The 17,500-nt window shown below is 69.9% G+C and carries 16 protein-coding genes, 1 rRNA gene and 1 riboswitch; of the genes, 12 read left to right on the forward strand and 5 right to left on the reverse strand.

Annotated elements, in window-relative coordinates:
* The 11 genes from rrf to ADK64_RS38520 form a co-directional block, all read left to right on the forward strand.
* Positions 1–99: ribosomal RNA gene (gene rrf / locus ADK64_RS38470) — 5S ribosomal RNA — on the forward strand; the annotation flags it as partial.
* Positions 100–207: 108 nt separating this feature from the next.
* The gene (locus tag ADK64_RS38475) at positions 208–816 is read left to right on the forward strand and encodes a CDP-alcohol phosphatidyltransferase family protein (protein ID WP_053666756.1); all 609 of its coding nucleotides are present in this window, start codon (positions 208–210) and stop codon (positions 814–816) included.
* Positions 817–930: 114 nt separating this feature from the next.
* Positions 931–3,426, forward strand: a complete 2,496-nt coding sequence (locus ADK64_RS38480; RefSeq protein WP_053666757.1) for a mannose-1-phosphate guanyltransferase — start codon at positions 931–933, stop codon at positions 3,424–3,426.
* A 145-nt stretch (positions 3,427–3,571) separates the two neighbouring features.
* Entirely contained in the window at positions 3,572–4,480 is a 909-nt protein-coding gene (locus ADK64_RS38485) for a DUF881 domain-containing protein (RefSeq protein ID WP_234384897.1), read from the forward strand.
* Positions 4,477–4,809: a small basic family protein gene (locus tag ADK64_RS38490; RefSeq protein ID WP_031174261.1), complete on the forward strand. Its 333-nt coding sequence runs from the start codon at positions 4,477–4,479 to the stop codon at positions 4,807–4,809. The genes ADK64_RS38485 and ADK64_RS38490 overlap by 4 nt, the downstream gene beginning before the upstream one ends.
* Before the next feature lie 4 nt (positions 4,810–4,813).
* Positions 4,814–5,647 (forward strand): DUF881 domain-containing protein, encoded by an 834-nt coding sequence (locus ADK64_RS38495; RefSeq protein WP_053666759.1) that lies wholly within the window; start codon positions 4,814–4,816, stop codon positions 5,645–5,647.
* A 190-nt stretch (positions 5,648–5,837) separates the two neighbouring features.
* Complete coding sequence (locus tag ADK64_RS44400) at positions 5,838–6,668, forward strand: FHA domain-containing protein (RefSeq protein ID WP_199829831.1); 831 nt, start codon at positions 5,838–5,840, stop codon at positions 6,666–6,668.
* Positions 6,669–6,711: 43 nt separating this feature from the next.
* Complete coding sequence (locus ADK64_RS38505; protein WP_053666761.1) at positions 6,712–7,449, forward strand: MerR family transcriptional regulator; 738 nt, start codon at positions 6,712–6,714, stop codon at positions 7,447–7,449.
* 86 nt (positions 7,450–7,535) lie between these two features.
* On the forward strand, positions 7,536–8,009 hold the full coding sequence (locus ADK64_RS38510) for a bifunctional nuclease family protein (protein ID WP_053666762.1): 474 nt from the start codon (positions 7,536–7,538) through the stop codon (positions 8,007–8,009).
* Positions 8,010–8,237: 228 nt separating this feature from the next.
* Entirely contained in the window at positions 8,238–8,882 is a 645-nt protein-coding gene (locus ADK64_RS38515) for a MerR family transcriptional regulator (protein ID WP_078993113.1), read from the forward strand.
* 59 nt (positions 8,883–8,941) lie between these two features.
* Complete coding sequence (locus ADK64_RS38520) at positions 8,942–10,285, forward strand: DNA polymerase IV (protein ID WP_053666764.1); 1,344 nt, start codon at positions 8,942–8,944, stop codon at positions 10,283–10,285.
* A 111-nt stretch (positions 10,286–10,396) separates the two neighbouring features.
* On the opposite strand, the gene ADK64_RS38525 is transcribed toward ADK64_RS38520, so the two are convergent.
* The gene (locus ADK64_RS38525) at positions 10,397–10,765 is read right to left on the reverse strand and encodes a PRC-barrel domain-containing protein (RefSeq protein ID WP_053666765.1); all 369 of its coding nucleotides are present in this window, start codon (positions 10,763–10,765) and stop codon (positions 10,397–10,399) included.
* Between the two features lie 118 nt (positions 10,766–10,883).
* Positions 10,884–10,978, forward strand: a riboswitch (glycine riboswitch).
* Positions 10,979–11,148: 170 nt separating this feature from the next.
* Between ADK64_RS38525 and gcvP the strand changes: the two genes are divergently transcribed.
* On the forward strand, positions 11,149–14,034 hold the full coding sequence (gene gcvP / locus ADK64_RS38530; protein ID WP_053666766.1) for an aminomethyl-transferring glycine dehydrogenase: 2,886 nt from the start codon (positions 11,149–11,151) through the stop codon (positions 14,032–14,034).
* A gap of 66 nt (positions 14,035–14,100) precedes the next feature.
* Here the strand turns inward: gcvP and ADK64_RS38535 are convergent, their stop codons facing one another.
* The 4 genes from ADK64_RS38535 to modA are packed head-to-tail and all read right to left on the reverse strand — an operon-like array spanning position 14,101 to position 17,349.
* Complete coding sequence (locus ADK64_RS38535; protein WP_053666767.1) at positions 14,101–14,520, reverse strand: TOBE domain-containing protein; 420 nt, start codon at positions 14,518–14,520, stop codon at positions 14,101–14,103.
* Positions 14,521–14,546: 26 nt separating this feature from the next.
* The gene (locus ADK64_RS38540; RefSeq protein ID WP_053666768.1) at positions 14,547–15,632 is read right to left on the reverse strand and encodes an ABC transporter ATP-binding protein; all 1,086 of its coding nucleotides are present in this window, start codon (positions 15,630–15,632) and stop codon (positions 14,547–14,549) included.
* Between the two features lie 41 nt (positions 15,633–15,673).
* Complete coding sequence (modB, locus tag ADK64_RS38545) at positions 15,674–16,534, reverse strand: molybdate ABC transporter permease subunit (protein ID WP_053666769.1); 861 nt, start codon at positions 16,532–16,534, stop codon at positions 15,674–15,676.
* Complete coding sequence (gene modA, locus ADK64_RS38550; RefSeq protein WP_053666770.1) at positions 16,531–17,349, reverse strand: molybdate ABC transporter substrate-binding protein; 819 nt, start codon at positions 17,347–17,349, stop codon at positions 16,531–16,533. Before modA ends, modB begins: the two co-directional genes overlap by 4 nt.
* Between the last annotated feature and the right edge of the window lie 151 nt (positions 17,350–17,500).

Below are 17,500 nucleotides of genomic sequence, written 5' to 3' on the forward strand. Positions count from 1 at the left end.
AGGGAAACGCCCGGTTACATTCCGAACCCGGAAGCTAAGCCTCACAGCGCCGATGGTACTGCAGGGGGGACCCTGTGGGAGAGTAGGACGCCGCCGAACTCCTTTTAAAGCTCCGGCTCTTGGGCACTGCCCAGGGGCCGGAGCTTTTTTGCGTTGAGGTAGGGTCAGGGGGCATCGTTGGCTCGTTTTCGCACAGGAGGCCCCCGGGTGGAGGTCCAGGAGACCCGCGTCCAGACAGACCGGGTCCTCACCATCCCCAACATCCTCAGCATGGCGCGGCTCGTCGGCGTACCCGTCTTCCTGTGGTTGATCCTCCGGCCCGAGTTCGGAGGTCCCAAGAGCGATGGCTGGGCTCTCCTCGTACTGGCCTTCAGCGGGGTCAGTGACTATCTCGACGGGAAGCTCGCCCGACGGTGGAATCAGATCAGCAGCCTCGGCCGGCTTCTCGATCCCGCCGCCGACCGGCTCTATGTCCTTTCCACGCTGCTCGGTCTCACCTGGCGGGACATCCTGCCGATCTGGCTGACCGCTCTGCTGCTGGCGCGGGAACTGGTTCTCCTGGTGATGGTGGGCATCCTTCGCCGGCACGGGTATCCGCCGCCGCAGGTGAACTTCCTCGGGAAGGCCGCGACCTTCAACCTGATGTACGCCTTCCCGTTGCTGCTCCTCAGCGACGGGCATGGTTGGATCGCGTCACTCGCTGCTGTTTTCGGATGGGCGTTCGCCGGATGGGGTACAACGCTCTACTGGTGGGCAGGAGTGCTCTACGTGGTACAGGTCCGCCGTTTGGTTCGGGCGGACGCCATGGCCGATTGAGCTCGGCGGTTGTCCTGACGTTATGCCTCGATGGCCCGCGGTGGAAAAGTGCGGGACAATCAGGACGGGTGAAGTCGGCTAGACCGTCGTCTCTTGGAGGAGGACGCTTCCGACATGAAGGCCGTCGTGATGGCCGGGGGCGAAGGCACACGCCTGCGCCCCATGACCTCTAGCATGCCCAAGCCGCTCCTGCCCGTGGTCAATCGCCCGATCATGGAGCATGTGCTACGGCTGCTCAAAAGGCACGGGCTCACCGAGACCGTCGTCACCGTCCAGTTCCTGGCATCGCTCGTCAAGAACTACTTCGGTGACGGCGAAGAGCTCGGCATGGAGCTCACCTATGCCAATGAGGAGAAGCCACTCGGTACCGCCGGAAGCGTCAAGAACGCCGAAGAGGCGTTGAAAGACGATGCTTTCCTCGTCATCTCCGGTGATGCCCTGACCGACTTCGACCTCACGGAGCTGATCAATTTCCACAAGGAGAAAGGTGCCCTGGTCACGGTCTGTCTGACCCGTGTGCCCAATCCGCTGGAGTTCGGCATCACCATCGTCGACGAGGAAGGCAAGGTCGAGCGCTTCCTGGAGAAGCCGACCTGGGGTCAGGTCTTCTCCGACACGGTCAACACGGGCATCTATGTCATGGAGCCCGAGGTCTTCAACTACGTCGAAGCCGACGTTCCGGTCGACTGGTCCGGTGACGTCTTCCCGCAGCTCATGAAGGAAGGCAAGCCGATTTACGGCTATGTCGCCGAGGGCTACTGGGAGGATGTCGGCACGCACGAGAGCTATGTGAAGGCGCAGGCCGACGTCCTCGAAGGCAAGGTCAACGTCGACATCGACGGATTCGAGATCTCGCCGGGCGTATGGGTGGCCGAAGGCGCCGAGGTCCATTCCGACGCCGTCCTGCGCGGGCCCCTGTACATCGGGGACTACGCGAAGGTGGAGGCCGGCGCGGAGATCCGGGAACACACCGTCGTCGGATCGAATGTCGTCGTCAAGAGCGGGGCCTTCCTGCACAGGGCCGTCGTGCACGACAACGTGTATGTCGGCCAGCACAGCAATCTGCGTGGCTGTGTCGTCGGGAAGAACACCGACATCATGCGCGCTGCCCGGATCGAGGACGGCGCCGTCATCGGTGACGAGTGCCTGATCGGTGAGGAATCGATCGTCCAGGGAAACGTCCGCGTCTATCCGTTCAAGACCATCGAGGCCGGCGCCTTCGTCAACACCTCGGTCATCTGGGAGTCCAGAGGACAGGCCCAGCTGTTCGGCGCCCGCGGTGTGTCCGGCATTCTGAACGTCGAGATCACACCCGAGCTGGCGGTGCGGCTCGCCGGGGCCTACGCGACCACCCTGAAGAAGGGTTCCACCGTCACCACCGCCCGCGACCACTCCCGCGGCGCCCGTGCGCTCAAGCGGGCGGTCATCTCCGCGTTGCAGGCCAGCGCCATCGAGGTACGCGACCTGGAGAACGTGCCGCTGCCCGTGGCCCGGCAGCAGACCGCGCGCGGCAGCGCCGGCGGCATCATGATCCGGACCTCGCCGGGTGTCCCGGACTCGGTCGACATCATGTTCTTCGACGGGCAGGGCGCCGACCTGTCGCAGGGCGGCCAGCGCAAGCTGGACCGGGTGTTCGCACGGCAGGAGTACCGGCGCGCGTTCCCCGGTGAGATCGGCGACCTGTACTTCCCGGCGAGCGTCTTCGACTCGTACACCGGCTCGCTGCTGCGAAACGTCGACACGACCGGTATCGCCGAGTCCGGTCTGAAGGTCGTCGTCGACGCCTCGAACGGCAGCGCCGGGCTGGTGCTGCCGAGCCTGCTCGGCAAACTCGGTGTGGACTCGCTGACCATCAACCCCGGTCTAGACGAGTCGCGGCCCACGGAGACAACCGAGATGCGCCGGAACGGGCTGGTGCGGCTGGGCGAGATAGTGGCGTCCTCCGGTGCCGCCTTCGGTGTGCGGTTCGACCCTGTCGGCGAGCGGCTGTCGCTCGTGGACGAGAAGGGCCGGATCATCGAGGACGACCGGGCGCTGCTCGTGATGCTCGACCTGGTGGCCGCGGAACGGCGCAGTGGGCGGGTGGCGCTGCCGGTGACCACGACCCGGATCGCCGAGCAGGTGGCCGCGTACCACGGCACCCAGGTCGAGTGGACCACGACCTCGCCCGACGACCTCACGCGCGTGGGGCGCGAGGAAGGAACCATTTTCGGCGGTGACGGCAAGGGCGGCTTCATCGTCCCCGAGTTCAGCAGCGTCTACGACGGTACGGCCGCCTTCGTACGGCTGATCGGGCTCGTCGCCCGGACGCAGCTCACGCTCAGCCAGATCGACGCGCGGATCCCGCGGGCGCACGTGCTCAAGCGGGACCTGGCCACGCCGTGGGCCGTAAAGGGCCTGGTCATGCGGCGGGTGGTCGAGGCGGCCGGGGATCGCTCCGTCGACACGACGGACGGTGTGCGGGTCGTGGAGACGGACGGGCGCTGGGTGATGGTGCTGCCCGACCCGGCCGAGGCGGTCACCCATCTGTGGGCCGAGGGGCCCGACGACGCCTCCGCGCAGGCCCTGCTGGACGAGTGGTCGGCCATCGTGGACAGCGCCGGCCATTAAGGGTCCACACCAGCGGGGATCACATCGCGCCGAGCGTGAGACCCACGCACACGTGCGTGCCGGACAAGTGTCCTCAAGGGGGCCTGTCCGGCACGTCGGTGGGGCCATTCGGAGGTACTGCCCGCGACGTGCGACGATGTGCGGCATGCCGCAGCAACCCCCCGTTCGGAGCAGCCCTGCGCGGCCGCAGCGTCCGGACGCCTCCATGTCGTTGATCACCAATGTCATGGATCACAGCCTCGACGACGGGTACGCCGAGGCCGCCGCCCGCAGGAAGGCCCGGGGCGAGAGCGGGCTGCCCAGGACGCTCCGGACGAAGCTGGGCCTGGCGGGCGGGCTCGTCCTCGCGGCGCTGGTCGTGACCCTCGGCGCGGCGCAGGCACGGGTGGCGGCGCCCGTGGTGGCCAAGGAGCGCCAGGAGCTCATCGACCGCGTCGACAGCGAGACCGCGAGCGCGGACAAGCTGGAAGGCACCGTGGACAAGCTGCGCGACGACGTCAGCGCGCGCCAGCGGGCGGCGCTGAAGTCGAGCGGTGGCGGCGCGCAGGAGGATCTCGTCGGCATCCTTTCGGGAGCGACCGAGGTGCACGGTCCGGGCGTCAAGCTCGTCGTGAACGACGCCAAGGAGGCCAGCACCGGCGGTGACGGGACCAACCCGCGGGAGACCTCGGGCTTCTCCGACAGCGGCCGGGTGCGGGACCGCGACATGCAGCGCGTGGTCAACGGCCTGTGGGCGTCCGGGGCCGAGGCCGTCTCCATCAACGGGCAGCGGCTGACGTCGCTGTCCGCGATCAGGGCCGCGGGAGACGCGATACTGGTCGACAACAGGCCGCTGGTGCCGCCGTACACCGTGCTGGCGGTGGGGGACGGGGAGCGGCTGAGCACCGGGTTCCAGAACGGCGCAGACGGGTTGTATCTGCATGCTCTGGAGCAGAACTTCGGTATCCGCGCCACCATTTCCACCGAGGGCGACCTACGGTTGCCCGCCGCACCGAGTGTGATCGTCCGTACCGCACAGCCGAGCACCGAGAAGACTGAGAAGGGCACATCGTGATCGCCGTACTGGGCCTCGTCGTGGGAGTCGTGGCCGGCCTGTTGGTCCGGCCCGAGGTTCCGGCGGTCGTCGAGCCGTATCTGCCGATCGCCGTCGTCGCGGCGCTGGACGCCGTCTTCGGCGGAGTGCGGGCCATGCTCGACGGGATCTTCGACGACAAGGTCTTCGTGGTGTCGTTCCTGTCGAACGTGGTCGTCGCCGCCCTGATCGTGTTCCTCGGCGACAAGTTGGGCGTGGGCGCGCAGCTGTCCACGGGTGTCGTCGTGGTCCTGGGCATCCGGATCTTCTCCAACGCCGCCGCGATCCGGCGTCACGTGTTCCGGGCGTGACACCATGAGCGAGCAGAACGAGCAGCCGGAGAACAGACTGCGTGAGGAGCTGCCGGCCGAAGTGCCCGCGGTGGCCTCCGAGCCCGGGCCGACGCCCGGTCAGCCGCAGACGCCGCTGACCGGTCGGCAGCGGCTGGTCAAGGGGCTGTGGCCGCCGCGGCTCACCCGCGCCCAACTCATCGTCGCCCTGCTCCTGTTCGGCCTCGGTTTCGGCCTGGCGGTGCAGGTGGCGTCGAACAGCGACAGTGACAGCGCGTTGCGCGGCGCGCGGCAGGAAGATCTTGTGCGCATCCTCGATGAACTGGATTCGCGTACTCAGCGTCTTGAGGACGAGAAGCAGGGACTAGAGAAACAGCGCCAGGAGCTGCAGAGCAGCTCCGACCAGGCGGCGGAGGCCCGCAAGCAGACGGCCGAGAAGGAGAGACAACTCGGTGTGCTGGCGGGCACCGTGGCGGCGCAGGGTCCCGGCATCACGATGACGGTCGAGGACACGAAAGGGACGGTCAAGGCGGACATGCTGCTCGACGCGATCCAGGAGCTGCGCGCGGCCGGTGCCGAGGCGATCCAGCTGAACGGGGTGCGGGTGGTCGCGAACACGTATTTCGCGGACTCCGGCGACAGCGTGAGCGTCGACGGGAACAAGATCAACGCTCCCTATCGTTTCCAGGTCATCGGCAAGCCGCAGGATCTGGAACCGGCGCTGAACATCCCGGGAGGAGTGGTGCAGACCCTGGAGAAGGAGCAGGCCACGGTGTCGGTCCAGAGCGCGGACAAGATCGTCGTGGACTCCTTGCGACAGGCGAAGCGGCCTGACTACGCTCGGTCGTCCTCCCAGTGAACCAGCGGTGCATGGGGGACGTCCGGCAGGGGCATGAGGTTGCGGGGGGTCGGCGCACCGAAGGGGTGGTGCGTGGTGGAAACTGTTTGGTGGATACGGACGTTGTGAGAATGTCCGGCTCGGCCGGTGTAGGCAATCAGGGTTCGTCCTGCCCCACGGGCGGGTCTGTTTCGGTCAAGGGGAATCGCCCGTGAAGTTGTTTGCGAAGTTGTTCGGCAAGAGTGCGCGCGAGAGGAGCGAGAACGCTACCGCTCGTCATCGCGCCCAGCCTGACGCGGAGGGCCAGCGCCCGCTGTTCCGGGACCAGGTCGCTGGTCCGGGCGGTGACATTTCCGGAGGTCAGGGCGGGGCGTCGGTTGACCCTGCCCAGTCCGGCGGCATAGGTTTCGGGCAACCGTCAACCTCAGGTGCGGGTGGAGGGTTCGCCTCCGGTCCGTACGCGTCCAACGCCCCGGCGGGGCAGCCGCGGCAGGAGGATCCGTCCATGTCGGTCCTGGTGTGTACGAGGTGCGGTAACCGCAATGCGGAGAACGCCCGCTTCTGTTCCAACTGCGGCGCGCCGTTGCGCTCCGGAGTGACGCCGGAGCGTGCCTCCGAGACGACGTCCACGATCTCGATCTCCGGTCTCGAGGCGTACGACGCCGAGGTGACCGGCCAGACGCAGATCCCGACGCTGTCGCCCGAGGCGCAGGCCGCGGTGGACGCCCTGCCGTTCGGCTCGGCGCTGCTGGTGGTGCGCCGGGGGCCGAACTCGGGCAGCCGCTTCCTGCTGGACGCCGACCTGACCACGGCCGGCCGGCATCCGCAGAGCGACATCTTCCTCGACGACGTGACGGTCTCGCGTCGGCATGTGGAGTTCCGCCGCTCCCCGGACGGCTCGTTCACCGTGGCGGACGTGGGCAGCCTGAACGGCACGTACGTCAACCGTGAGCCGATCGACCAGGTCGCTCTGTCGAACGGTGACGAGGTGCAGATCGGCAAGTACCGGCTGGTGTTCTACGCGAGCCGACAGGGCATCTGACCCGCCCCCGGACCGTCGTCCGGGGGGACCCCAGGGAAGGTCCATGCTTCAAACACCGAGCGGCGGTGCCGGAAGCGGTACCGCCGCCAGGGACAGTGGGCTGATGAGCATCGGCACGGTGCTGAGCGTGCTGCGCGACGAGTTCCCCGAAGTCACCATCTCCAAGATCCGCTTCCTGGAGTCGGAGGGACTCATCGAGCCGCAGCGGACCCCTTCGGGGTACCGCAAGTTCAGTGCCGGGGACGTCGACCGCCTGGCGCACGTCCTGCGGATGCAGCGGGACCACTATCTGCCGCTCAAGGTGATCCGTGAGCACCTGGACGCCATGGAGCGGGGCGAGGCCGTTCAGCTGCCCGTCGTCGGGCGGCAGCGCACCCCGCAGGACATGGGGGAGGCGCCTGCGGTGCCCACGGTCGCCAGGGTCCACAGGGCCGAGCTGCTGGCTGCGGCGGACGTGGACGAGGGCGAGCTGAAGGAGTGGGAGTCCTACGGGCTGATCGCCCCGCTGGCGGACGGGGCGTACGAGGCCGAGGCGGTCACCGTGGCCGCGCTCGTCGCCGAGCTGGGCCGGTTCGGGATCGAGCCGCGTCACCTTCGGGTGATGAAGGCCGCCGCCGACCGCGAGGCCGGGCTCGTCGACCAGGTGGTGGCCCCGCTCAAGCGCCACCGCAACCCGCAGACCAGGGCACTTGCCGAGGCCCGTACGAAGGAGCTGGCGGCGCTCACGGTGAAGCTGCACGCGGCGTTGGTGAAGACCGCTCTCGGGGTGCGGCTGCCCTGAAGGGCCCGGGTCCGCCGGAGACCGGATCGGGCACCTGTTCCCGGCCCGACTACCCAAACGTCCCGGGCACGGCCTAGGGTTGCTGTGTGAACGAGCTCGATGTCGTAGGTGTCCGGGTCGAAATGCCCTCCAACCAACCGATCGTGCTCCTGCGCGAAGTGGGAGGCGACCGTTACCTCCCCATCTGGATCGGGCCGGGGGAGGCAACGGCGATCGCCTTCGCCCAGCAGGGCATGGCTCCCGCTCGACCGCTGACGCACGACCTTTTCAAGGACGTGCTGGAAGCCGTCGGCCAGGAGCTGACCGAAGTACGCATCACCGATCTGCGGGAAGGCGTCTTCTACGCGGAGCTGGTCTTCGCCAGCGGTGTCGAGGTCAGCGCCCGTCCTTCGGACGCCATAGCGCTGGCCCTGCGCACGGGGACGCCGATCTACGGCAGCGACGCGGTGCTGGACGACGCGGGCATCGCCATCCCGGACGAGCAGGAGGACGAGGTGGAGAAGTTCCGCGAGTTCCTCGACCAGATCTCGCCCGAGGACTTCGGCACGAGCAGCCAGTGACGGCGAGTGGCCGGCGTGCGTCGATGCCCGGTGTGCGGGCAATTGCCACCGGCCATTGAGGGCGTCCTAGGGTCGCCCGCGAGCGCATTCGGCTAGCCTTTCCCCGCGGTGGGACACGGGAAACCACTCCTTGGGTGATTATCACTCGGCGTGCCGAGTGTGGCGATCGTTGACGCACCCCTGGTGACTGCCTACCGTCGAGAAGGCAGGTCGAGGACGGAGGTCGGCGTGAGAACCAGCGGCGACGGTACGGCTGGGGGTGCTCCCGTGCGCGGTTTCGGGGAGAGCGGTCCGTACCCGGTTCACAGCAGCGCGGTGGATCACGCTCCGCAGTGGCCGACGGTGGTGCCGAACGGCGGAGGGGCGGCGTCCATGACGTCCGAACAGATCGGCTATCGCGGGCCCACGGCCTGCGCGGCCGCGGGCATCACCTACCGGCAGCTCGACTACTGGGCACGCACCGGCCTGGTCGAGCCCAGCGTGCGGCCCGCCCACGGGTCGGGAACCCAGCGGCTGTACAGCTTCCGGGACGTGGTGGTCCTGAAGATCGTGAAGCGGTTCCTGGACACCGGGGTCTCGCTGCAGAACATCCGCTCGGCCGTCCAGCACCTCAGGGAACGCGGTTTCCGCGACCTGGAGCGGATGACCCTGATGAGCGACGGTGCCACGGTCTACGAGTGCACCTCCCCGGACGAGGTCCACGCCCTGCTCCAGGGCGGTCAGGGCATCTTCGGGATCGCCGTGGGCGTGGTGTGGCGGGACGTGGAAAGCGCGCTCTCCCAGCTGCACGGCGAACGCATCGACACGGGCGAGACCCTCGTCGGGCACAACCCCGCCGACGAGCTGGCCCGGCGGCGCAACAAGGCGGTCTGACCGCCGTATCCGCCGCCCGCGGCACGGCATTGTCAGTGCCATGGTGCAGCATCGGAGATGTGAGACACGCGCCCACGATCCTCCATCTCGACATGGACGCCTTCTACGCCTCGGTGGAGCAGGCGTCCAAGCCGAGTCTGCGCGGGAAGGCGGTCGTCGTGGGCGGGCTCGGGCCGCGCGGGGTGGTGGCCACCGCGTCGTACGAGGCACGGGCCTTCGGGGTGCACTCGGCCATGCCCATGGCCCAGGCGCGCCGGCTGGCTCCCAACGCCGCGTATCTGGTGCCGCGCTTCGGGGTGTACCGGGCGATCAGCGAGCAGGTGATGGCGCTGCTGGGGGAGCTGTCGCCGCTGGTTGAGCCGCTCAGCCTGGACGAGGCGTTCGTGGATCTGGAGGCCGGCGGCGCGGCCTGGGACGAGGAGTCGGCACGGCTGGCCGGGATCAGGCTGCGCGCCGACATCCGCGCCGTCACGGGGCTCACCGGGTCGGTGGGGCTGGCCGCCTCCAAGATGCTCGCGAAGATCGCCTCCGAGCAGGCCAAGCCGGACGGCCTGGTGCTCATCGAGCCGGGGACCGAGCGGGCGCTGCTGGGGCCGCTGCCGGTGCGGACCCTGCCCGGCGTCGGCCCGGCGACCGGCGACCATCTGCGCAGAGCCGGGATCACCACGGTCGAGGAGCTGGCCGAGGCGGGTGAGGACGAGCTGGTACGGCTGCTCGGCAAGGCGCACGGGCACGGGCTGTACGCCATGGCGCTGGCCCACGACGACCGGCCCGTGGTGGCCGAGCGCGAGGCGAAGTCGGTGTCGGTCGAGGACACCTACGACGTGGACATCCACGACCGGCCGCGGATCGGCATGGAGGTGCAGCGGCTCGCCGACCGGTGCGTGGGGCGGCTGCGCGGTGCCGGGCTGTCCGGGCGGACCATCGTGCTGAAGGTGCGCCGGTACGACTTCTCGACCCTGACCCGCTCCGAGACGCTCAGAGGGCCCACGGACGATCCGGCCGTGGTCCGGGAGGCCGCCGCGCGGCTGCTGGACTCGGTGGACACCACGGGCGGGGTACGGCTGCTCGGAGTGGGCGTCTCCGGGCTCGCCGACTACACGCAGGAGGATCTGTTCGCCCAGGCCGCGCACCCCTCGGGGGAGGCGGAGGCGCCGGAGGAGGTCGTGGCCGACGCCGTGCCGGAGCGGGCGGAGCCTGTCGAGCGGCACTGGCGGGCCGGGCAGGACGTGCAGCACGCCGAGTACGGGCCGGGGTGGGTGCAGGGGAGCGGGGTGGGGCGGGTCACCGTGCGGTTCGAGACGCCGCAGTCCCCTCCGGGGCGGGTGCGGACGTTTCTTGTCGGGGATCCGGCGCTGGAGTCCGCCGAGCCGCTGCCGTTGGTTTCGGAAGCCGGGCTGTAGAGAAGCCGGGCTGTAGAGGGGCCCCGCTGCAGAGGGAGGCGGGGCGGTCGTCTGCGGGGTGCGGCTTCGTCGGGGTTGTTCGCGCAGTTCCCCGCGCCGCTGGGAGGCGCCTCAGCCCTCCTCCGACCCCGCCAGCTTCCCGAAGTCGTGGTCGGGGCCCGGCGCTGGGGCGATGTCCAGGCCGTAGTGGTGGTAGAGCTGGAGTTCCTGCTCGGGGGAGAGGTGGCGGCCCACGCCGAAATCCGGGGCGTCCTTGATGAGGGCGCGGTCGAAGGGGACGTGGAGGGTGCCCTCGACGAGTTCGCTCGGCTCCAGCGGTACAAAGGCGTCGCGGGAGAACAGACCGGTGCGTATCGCCGCCCACTCGGGCACTCCGGTCGCGTCGTCCAGGTACACCTCGTCGACGGTGCCGATCTTGGAGCCGTTACGGTCGAACGCCTTGCGGCCGATCAGGTTGCGCGGATCGATGTCGGTCTGCACGGTCCCTCTCCCTCCACTGGTCGCAACTCATCCGTAAGCACTACAAAAGAGCACATTCACGGAGGCGGCCACTCGAGGGCTCGGGCGTTGACCTCGCTGGTAGTCTGACAACGGCTGTCGAACCCGTGCGGGAGAGTCCTCCGACCATCTCGGAGGCGCCGAAGGAGCAAATCCTCCCCGGAATCTCTCAGGCCCACGTACCGCACGGACGAGGTCACTCTGGAAAGCAGGGCGGATGTCGACGGCGTCCGCCCTCACCGACGGGGAAAGCCGGGGCGCGTCCCCGGTGAAGCTCTCAGGTTGAGATGACAGAGGGGGAGGCCGTCGGGGTGCCCGCGCCGGGGTGCCCCTCGAAGGTCGCGTCAGACCAGGAGGCCTCCGCCATGACCGCCCACCGCACTCCGCTCTCCGATCTCGAAGCGGGCATCCCCTTCGAGCAGCGCCACATCGGGCCCGACCAGGAGGCGCGGGCCAAGATGCTCGCGCAGGTCGGCTACGGCTCGCTGGACGAGCTGACCGCCGCCGCGGTGCCCGACGTGATCAAGAACGCCGACGCCCTCGACCTGCCGGGCGCCCGCACCGAGGCCGAGGTGCTCGCCGAGCTGCGCTCCCTCGCCGACCGCAACCAGGTGCTGGGCTCGATGATCGGGCTCGGGTACTACGGCACCTTCACCCCGCCCGTCATCCTGCGCAACGTCATGGAGAACCCGTCCTGGTACACGGCCTACACGCCGTACCAGCCGGAGATCTCTCAGGGCCGGCTCGAGGCCCTGCTGAACTTCCAGACCGTCGTCGCGGAGCTGGCCGGGCTGCCCACCTCCGGCGCCTCCCTGCTGGACGAGGGCACCGCGGCCGCCGAGGCGATGGCGCTGTCCCGGCGCATGGGCAAGAACAAGAAGGGCCTTTTCCTGGTCGACGCGGACGCCCTGCCGCAGACCATCGCCGTGATCGAGACGCGGGCCGAGCCGACCGGTGTCGAGATCGTCGTCGCCGACCTGAGCGAGGGCATCCCGGCCGACCTCGCCGCCCGTGAGATCAACGGCGTGCTGATCCAGTACCCGGGCGCCTCCGGTGCCGTACGGGACATCAAGCGTGTCATCGACCAGGCGCACGAGCTGGGCGCCCTGGTCACCGTCGCCGCGGATCTGCTCGCGCTGACCCTGCTGACCTCCCCGGGCGAGCTGGGTGCGGACATCGCCGTCGGCACCACGCAGCGCTTCGGCGTGCCGATGGGCTTCGGCGGTCCGCACGCCGGCTACATGGCCGTCCACGAGAAGTTCGCGCGCAGCCTGCCCGGCCGGCTCGTGGGCGTCTCCGTCGACGCCGACGGGCACAAGGCCTACCGGCTCGCGCTGCAGACCCGTGAGCAGCACATCCGCCGGGAGAAGGCCACCAGCAACATCTGCACCGCGCAGGTACTGCTCGCCGTGATGGCCGGCATGTACGCCGTGTACCACGGGCCGGAGGGGCTCAGGACGATCGCCCGGCGGACGCACCGGTACGCCTCCATCCTGGCCGAGGGGCTGCGAACCGGCGGTGTCGAGATCGTCCACGGTGCCTTCTTCGACACCGTCACCGCGCGCGTGCCCGGCAAGGCGGCCGAGGTCGTCGCCGCCGCCCGGGACAACGGGGTGAACCTGCACCTCGTCGACGCCGACCACGTCTCCGCGGCCTGCGACGAGACCACCGACCGGGCCCAGCTGGGCGCGGTCTTCGCCGCCTTCGGCGTCGGGGGCGACATAGAGGCGCTGGACGCGACCACCGCGGACACCCTGCCCGAGGCGATGCTGCGCGGCGACGACTACCTCGCCCACCCGGTCTTCCATCAGCACCGTTCCGAGACCGCGATGCTGCGCTACCTGCGCAAGCTGGCCGACCGGGACTACGCGCTCGACCGCGGCATGATCCCGCTGGGCTCCTGCACCATGAAGCTCAACGCGACCACCGAGATGGAGCCGGTCACCTGGCCCGAGTTCGGCCAGCTGCACCCCTTCGCCCCGGCCGAGCAGGCCGAGGGCTATCTGACGCTCATCCGCGAGCTGGAGGAACGTCTCGCCGAGGTCACCGGCTACGACAAGGTCTCCCTTCAGCCGAACGCCGGCTCGCAGGGCGAGCTGGCCGGTCTGCTGGCCGTTCGCGGCTACCACCGGGCCAACGGCGACGAGCAGCGCACCGTCTGCCTGATCCCGTCCTCCGCGCACGGCACCAACGCGGCCAGCGCCGTGATGGCCGGCATGAAGGTCGTCGTCGTCAAGACCGCCGAGGACGGCGAGATCGACGTCGAGGATCTGCGCGCCAAGATCGAGCAGTACCGCGACGAGCTGGCGGTGCTGATGATCACGTACCCGTCGACGCACGGCGTCTTCGAGGAGCACGTCGCCGACATCTGCGCCCGGGTGCACGAGGCAGGCGGCCAGGTGTACGTCGACGGTGCCAACCTCAACGCCCTGGTCGGGCTCGCCAAGCCGGGCCACTTCGGCGGTGACGTCTCGCACCTGAACCTGCACAAGACCTTCTGCATCCCGCACGGCGGCGGCGGTCCCGGCGTCGGCCCGGTCGCGGTCCGCTCGCACCTCGCGCCGTTCCTGCCGAACCACCCGCTGCAGCCCGCCGCCGGCCCGGAGACCGGTGTCGGTCCGATCTCGGCCGCGCCCTGGGGCTCCGCGGGCATCCTGCCGATCTCCTGGGCGTACGTCCGGCTGATGGGCGGCGAGGGCCTCAAGCGGGCCACGCAGGTGGCCGTGCTCTCGGCGAACTACGTCGCCAAGCGCCTGGAGCCGCACTACCCGGTGCTCTACACCGGCCCCGGCAATCTGGTCGCGCACGAGTGCATCATCGACCTGCGCCCGCTGACCAAGGCGACCGGCGTGAGCGTGGACGACGTGGCCAAGCGCCTGATCGACTACGGCTTCCACGCGCCGACCATGTCCTTCCCGGTGGCCGGCACCCTGATGATCGAGCCGACCGAGTCGGAGGACATCACCGAGCTGGACCGTTTCTGCGATGCGATGATCGCCATCCGCGCGGAGATCGAGAAGGTCGGCTCGGGCGAGTGGCCGGCGGAGGACAACCCGCTGCGGGGCGCCCCGCACACCGCGGCCGCGCTCGGCGGTGAGTGGACGCACGCCTACAGCCGCGAGGAGGCGGTCTTCCCGGCCGGCGTCTCGACCGCGGACAAGTACTGGCCGCCGGTCCGCCGGATCGACCAGGCCTTCGGCGACCGCAACCTGGTGTGCTCCTGCCCGCCGCTGGACGCATACGAAGACTGAGCCGACTGAGTGAGCGGTGGTTCCCAGGGCCTCGTCCGGATCTCCGGGCGGGGCCCTGCCGCGCCTCTAGGCCGTCGCCAGCGACACCTCGGTCGACTTGATCAGGGCGATGACCTCAGAGCCGGCGGTGAGGCCCAGGTCGGTGGCGGACTCCTTGGTGATGGCCGAGGTCAGTTCGCCGCCCCGGATGGCGATCTTCACGGTGGCCATGGCGGCGCCGGTAGCCAGGTCCGTGACGGTGCCCGGCAGCTGGTTGCGGATCGAGACACGGGCGACCGGGGCGGTGGCGAGGGAGACCTCGGTGGACTTCACCAGGGCGCGCACCGATGTGCCCTCGGTCAGGCCGAGGTCGCGGGCCGCTTCCAGGGTGATGGCCGCGGTGAGGTCCTGGCCGCCGTCCAGCCGGAGCTTGACGGTGGCCATGGCCTCGCCGGGGCTGACCGCGGTGACGGTGCCCGGCAGCTGGTTGCGGATGCTCAGGTTCATGGCCCCACGGTAGAGCGCCTGTCCGTTCAGGCGGGGTATGCGTGTGTCTGGGTCGCTTTGACAGTCGCCCAGACCGGTGCACCAGGGTGCAGATCCAGTTCGGCGGCGGCGACCGTGGTGAGGTCGGCGGCGAGCTGGAGTTCGCCGGTGAGGTCGGCGCGGATCTGGTCGCCGTGCGTCTCCAGGCCCTCGACCTCGCAGCGCCACAGATTGCGGGCGCTGGCGCCGGTGGGCCGGTCCCGGAACAGGGTGACGGCGCTCGGCGGGAACGCCACGAAGGCCGGTCCGGACAGGTCCTCCGTGGTCGCGATGGAGAGCCCGGCGTCGAGCCGTACGGTGTGCCCGTCCGCCTGTCCCCGGTAGAGGTTGAGGCCGACGAGCTGGGCGATGTAGTCGGTGCGCGGATGGCGGGCGATGTCGGAGGGGGTGCCCTCCTGGACGACCTCGCCGTGCTCCACGACCACCAGCCGGTCCGCGAGCACCATGGCGTCCAGCGGATCGTGCGTGACCAGGACGGCGACCGCCTCGAACTCCGCGAGATGACGGCGGAGCTGGGCCCGGACCTCCAGACGCGTACGCGCGTCCAGGGCGGCCAGCGGCTCGTCCAGGAGCAGCAGCCGGGGGCGGGTGGCCAGGGCCCGGGCGACCGCCACCCGCTGGGCCTGTCCGCCGGACAGCCGACGGGGCTTGGCGTGCGCGTGGTCGGCGAGACCCATGCGCTCCAGCCACGCCGCGGCCCGCTCCCGGGCCTCGGCCCTGGACGCGCCCTGGCAGCGCGGTCCGAAGGCCACGTTGTCGAGGGCAGTCAGATGCGGGAAGAGCAGATAGTCCTGGAAGACCACACCGACCGGACGGGACTCCGGGGGAGTGCGCTCCAGGGAGGCGCCGTCCAGGCGCAGCCGGCCCTCGGTGAGCGGGACGAGACCGGCCAGGGCGCGCAGGGCGGTGGTCTTGCCGGCGCCGTTGGGGCCGAGCAGCGCGACGACCTCTCCGGGGGCCGCGGTGAGGGTCACGTCCAGCCGGAAGGAGCCGCGGTCCACGACGAGCCGGGCGTCGAGCCCCTCGTCACCCGCCATCCGGGCATCGGCTCGGGGGACGTCGATGTCGGTCATGGGTCTGTACGTTCGCACGGGCCCGGGGTCTCCTGCCACCGTCACGCCCCCGTCATCCAGCGGTCCCGCAGGCCGGCCAGCACCGCGATCGACACGGTGAGCAGGACCAGGCTGAGGGCGACGGCGGCGTCGGGGTCGTTCTGCAGGGCGAGATACACGGCGAGGGGCATGGTCTGGGTGCGGCCGGGGAAGTTGCCCGCGAACGTGATCGTCGCACCGAACTCGCCGAGCGCGCGGGCCCAGGCGAGCACCGCGCCCGCCGCGACACCGGGGGCGATCAGCGGCAGGGTGACCCGGCGGAACGCGGTGAAGCGGGAAGCGCCGAGCGTGGTCGCCGCCTCCTCGAAGCGCGGGTCGGCCGCACGCAGGGTGCCCTCGACGCTGATGACCAGGAACGGCATCGCGACGAACGCCTCCGCGATCACGACCCCGGTGGTGGTGAACGGCAGCGTGATCCCGAACCACGAGTCCAGCCACTGGCCGATGATCCCGTTGCGGCCGAGGGCCAGCAGCAGGGCCACACCGCCGACCACCGGCGGCAGCACGAGCGGCAGGGTCACCAGGGCCCGGACGAGCCCCCGGCCGGGGAAGTCCGTACGGGCCAGCAGCCAGGCCAGCGGCACCCCCAGGACGAGGCTCACGGCCGTCGCCGCGGTGGCGCTGATCAGGGACAGCTGGAGCGCCTGCCACACCTCGGTGCTGGACAGCTGGTCCGGCAGGGTGCGCCAGGGCGCGCGGACGAGCAGCGCGAGCAGCGGCAGCAGCAGGAACGCCAGCGCCACCAGGCCCGGCAGCAGCAGCGGCAGGGGCACTCCGCGCAGTGCCCCCGCGCCGACGCGGCGACGCCGCGGGCGGCCCGTGCGGGGGCCGGCCGCGGCGCCGGGCTTGTCGAGCGAGGTCACGGCTTGAGGAACCCGGCCTGGCTCAGCACCTTCTGGCCCTCGGCGGACTGCACGAGGGCGATGAACGCCTGGGCGGCCTGGGCGTTCGGCGCGTTCTTCAGCAGGGCGATCGGGTAGTTGTTGATCGCGTTGGCCGACTCGGGGAACTCCACGCCCTGCACCTTGCCGCCCGCGGCGTGGACGTCCGTCTTGTAGACCACCGCGGCGTCGGCCTCCTTCAGCTCCACCTTGGTCAGGGCGCCCTTGACGTCCTGCTCGTAGGAGACAGGGGTCAGCTTGAGCTTGCTGGCGTCCAGGGCCTTCTGCGCGGCGGCGCCGCACGGCACGGTCTTGTCGCACAGCACGACCTTCAGACCGGACTTGGTGAGGTCCTTCAGCGAGGCCACCTTGTGCGGGTTGCCCGGCACCGTGGCGATCTCCAGCTGGTTGCGGACGAAGGTGGCCGGGGTGCCGACCGCGTCCTTCTTGGCCGTCACGGTCGCCATGGTCTTGGGGCTGGCGGCGGCGAAGACGTCGGCCGGGGCGCCGCTGGTGATGTTCGCGGCCAGGGTGTCGCTGCCGCCGAAGTTGAAGGTGACCTTGGTGCCCGGGTGCTGCTTCTCGAACTCCTTGCCCAGGGTCGTGAAGCTCTCCTGCAGGGAGGCGGCCGCGAACACGGTGACCGTGCCGGACAGCTTCGGCGAGGCCGAGCCGCTCTTGGCCGGCTTGCTGGAGGAGTCACTGGAGGAGGAGCAGGCGCTGAGTGCCAGCAGGGCGGCGGCTCCAGCGCCGGCCACCTGCAGCATCCGCCGGGTCCGGCGCACGGAACGGGTCATCACGGATCTACTCCTCGGGTTCTTCAAGCCAAGTGGAACAACTGTCGCGCCCTGTCAGGCCCGGTTCAACCGGGCGTGACGGGGATGATACTGCCGCATCTGCCAGGTGTAGGTCTGCTGTCACATCGCATGAGCTGCGAACTTGTGACTT

The organism is Streptomyces sp. MMG1121, from assembly GCF_001280015.1.
GTDB lineage: Bacteria > Actinomycetota > Actinomycetes > Streptomycetales > Streptomycetaceae > Streptomyces.

Excerpts from the sequence above, each read along its gene's own strand:
- ADK64_RS38480 (WP_053666757.1), top strand. The coding sequence starts at position 931 with ATGAAGGCCGTCGTGATGGCCGGGGGCGAAGGCACACGCCTGCGCCCC.
- ADK64_RS38485 (WP_234384897.1), top strand. The coding sequence starts at position 3,572 with ATGCCGCAGCAACCCCCCGTTCGGAGCAGCCCTGCGCGGCCGCAGCGT.
- ADK64_RS38495 (WP_053666759.1), top strand. The coding sequence starts at position 4,814 with ATGAGCGAGCAGAACGAGCAGCCGGAGAACAGACTGCGTGAGGAGCTG.
- ADK64_RS38505 (WP_053666761.1), top strand. The coding sequence starts at position 6,712 with ATGCTTCAAACACCGAGCGGCGGTGCCGGAAGCGGTACCGCCGCCAGG.
- gcvP (WP_053666766.1), top strand. The coding sequence starts at position 11,149 with ATGACCGCCCACCGCACTCCGCTCTCCGATCTCGAAGCGGGCATCCCC.
- ADK64_RS38535 (WP_053666767.1), bottom strand. The coding sequence starts at position 14,520 with ATGAACCTGAGCATCCGCAACCAGCTGCCGGGCACCGTCACCGCGGTC.
- ADK64_RS38540 (WP_053666768.1), bottom strand. The coding sequence starts at position 15,632 with ATGACCGACATCGACGTCCCCCGAGCCGATGCCCGGATGGCGGGTGAC.
- modA (WP_053666770.1), bottom strand. The coding sequence starts at position 17,349 with ATGACCCGTTCCGTGCGCCGGACCCGGCGGATGCTGCAGGTGGCCGGC.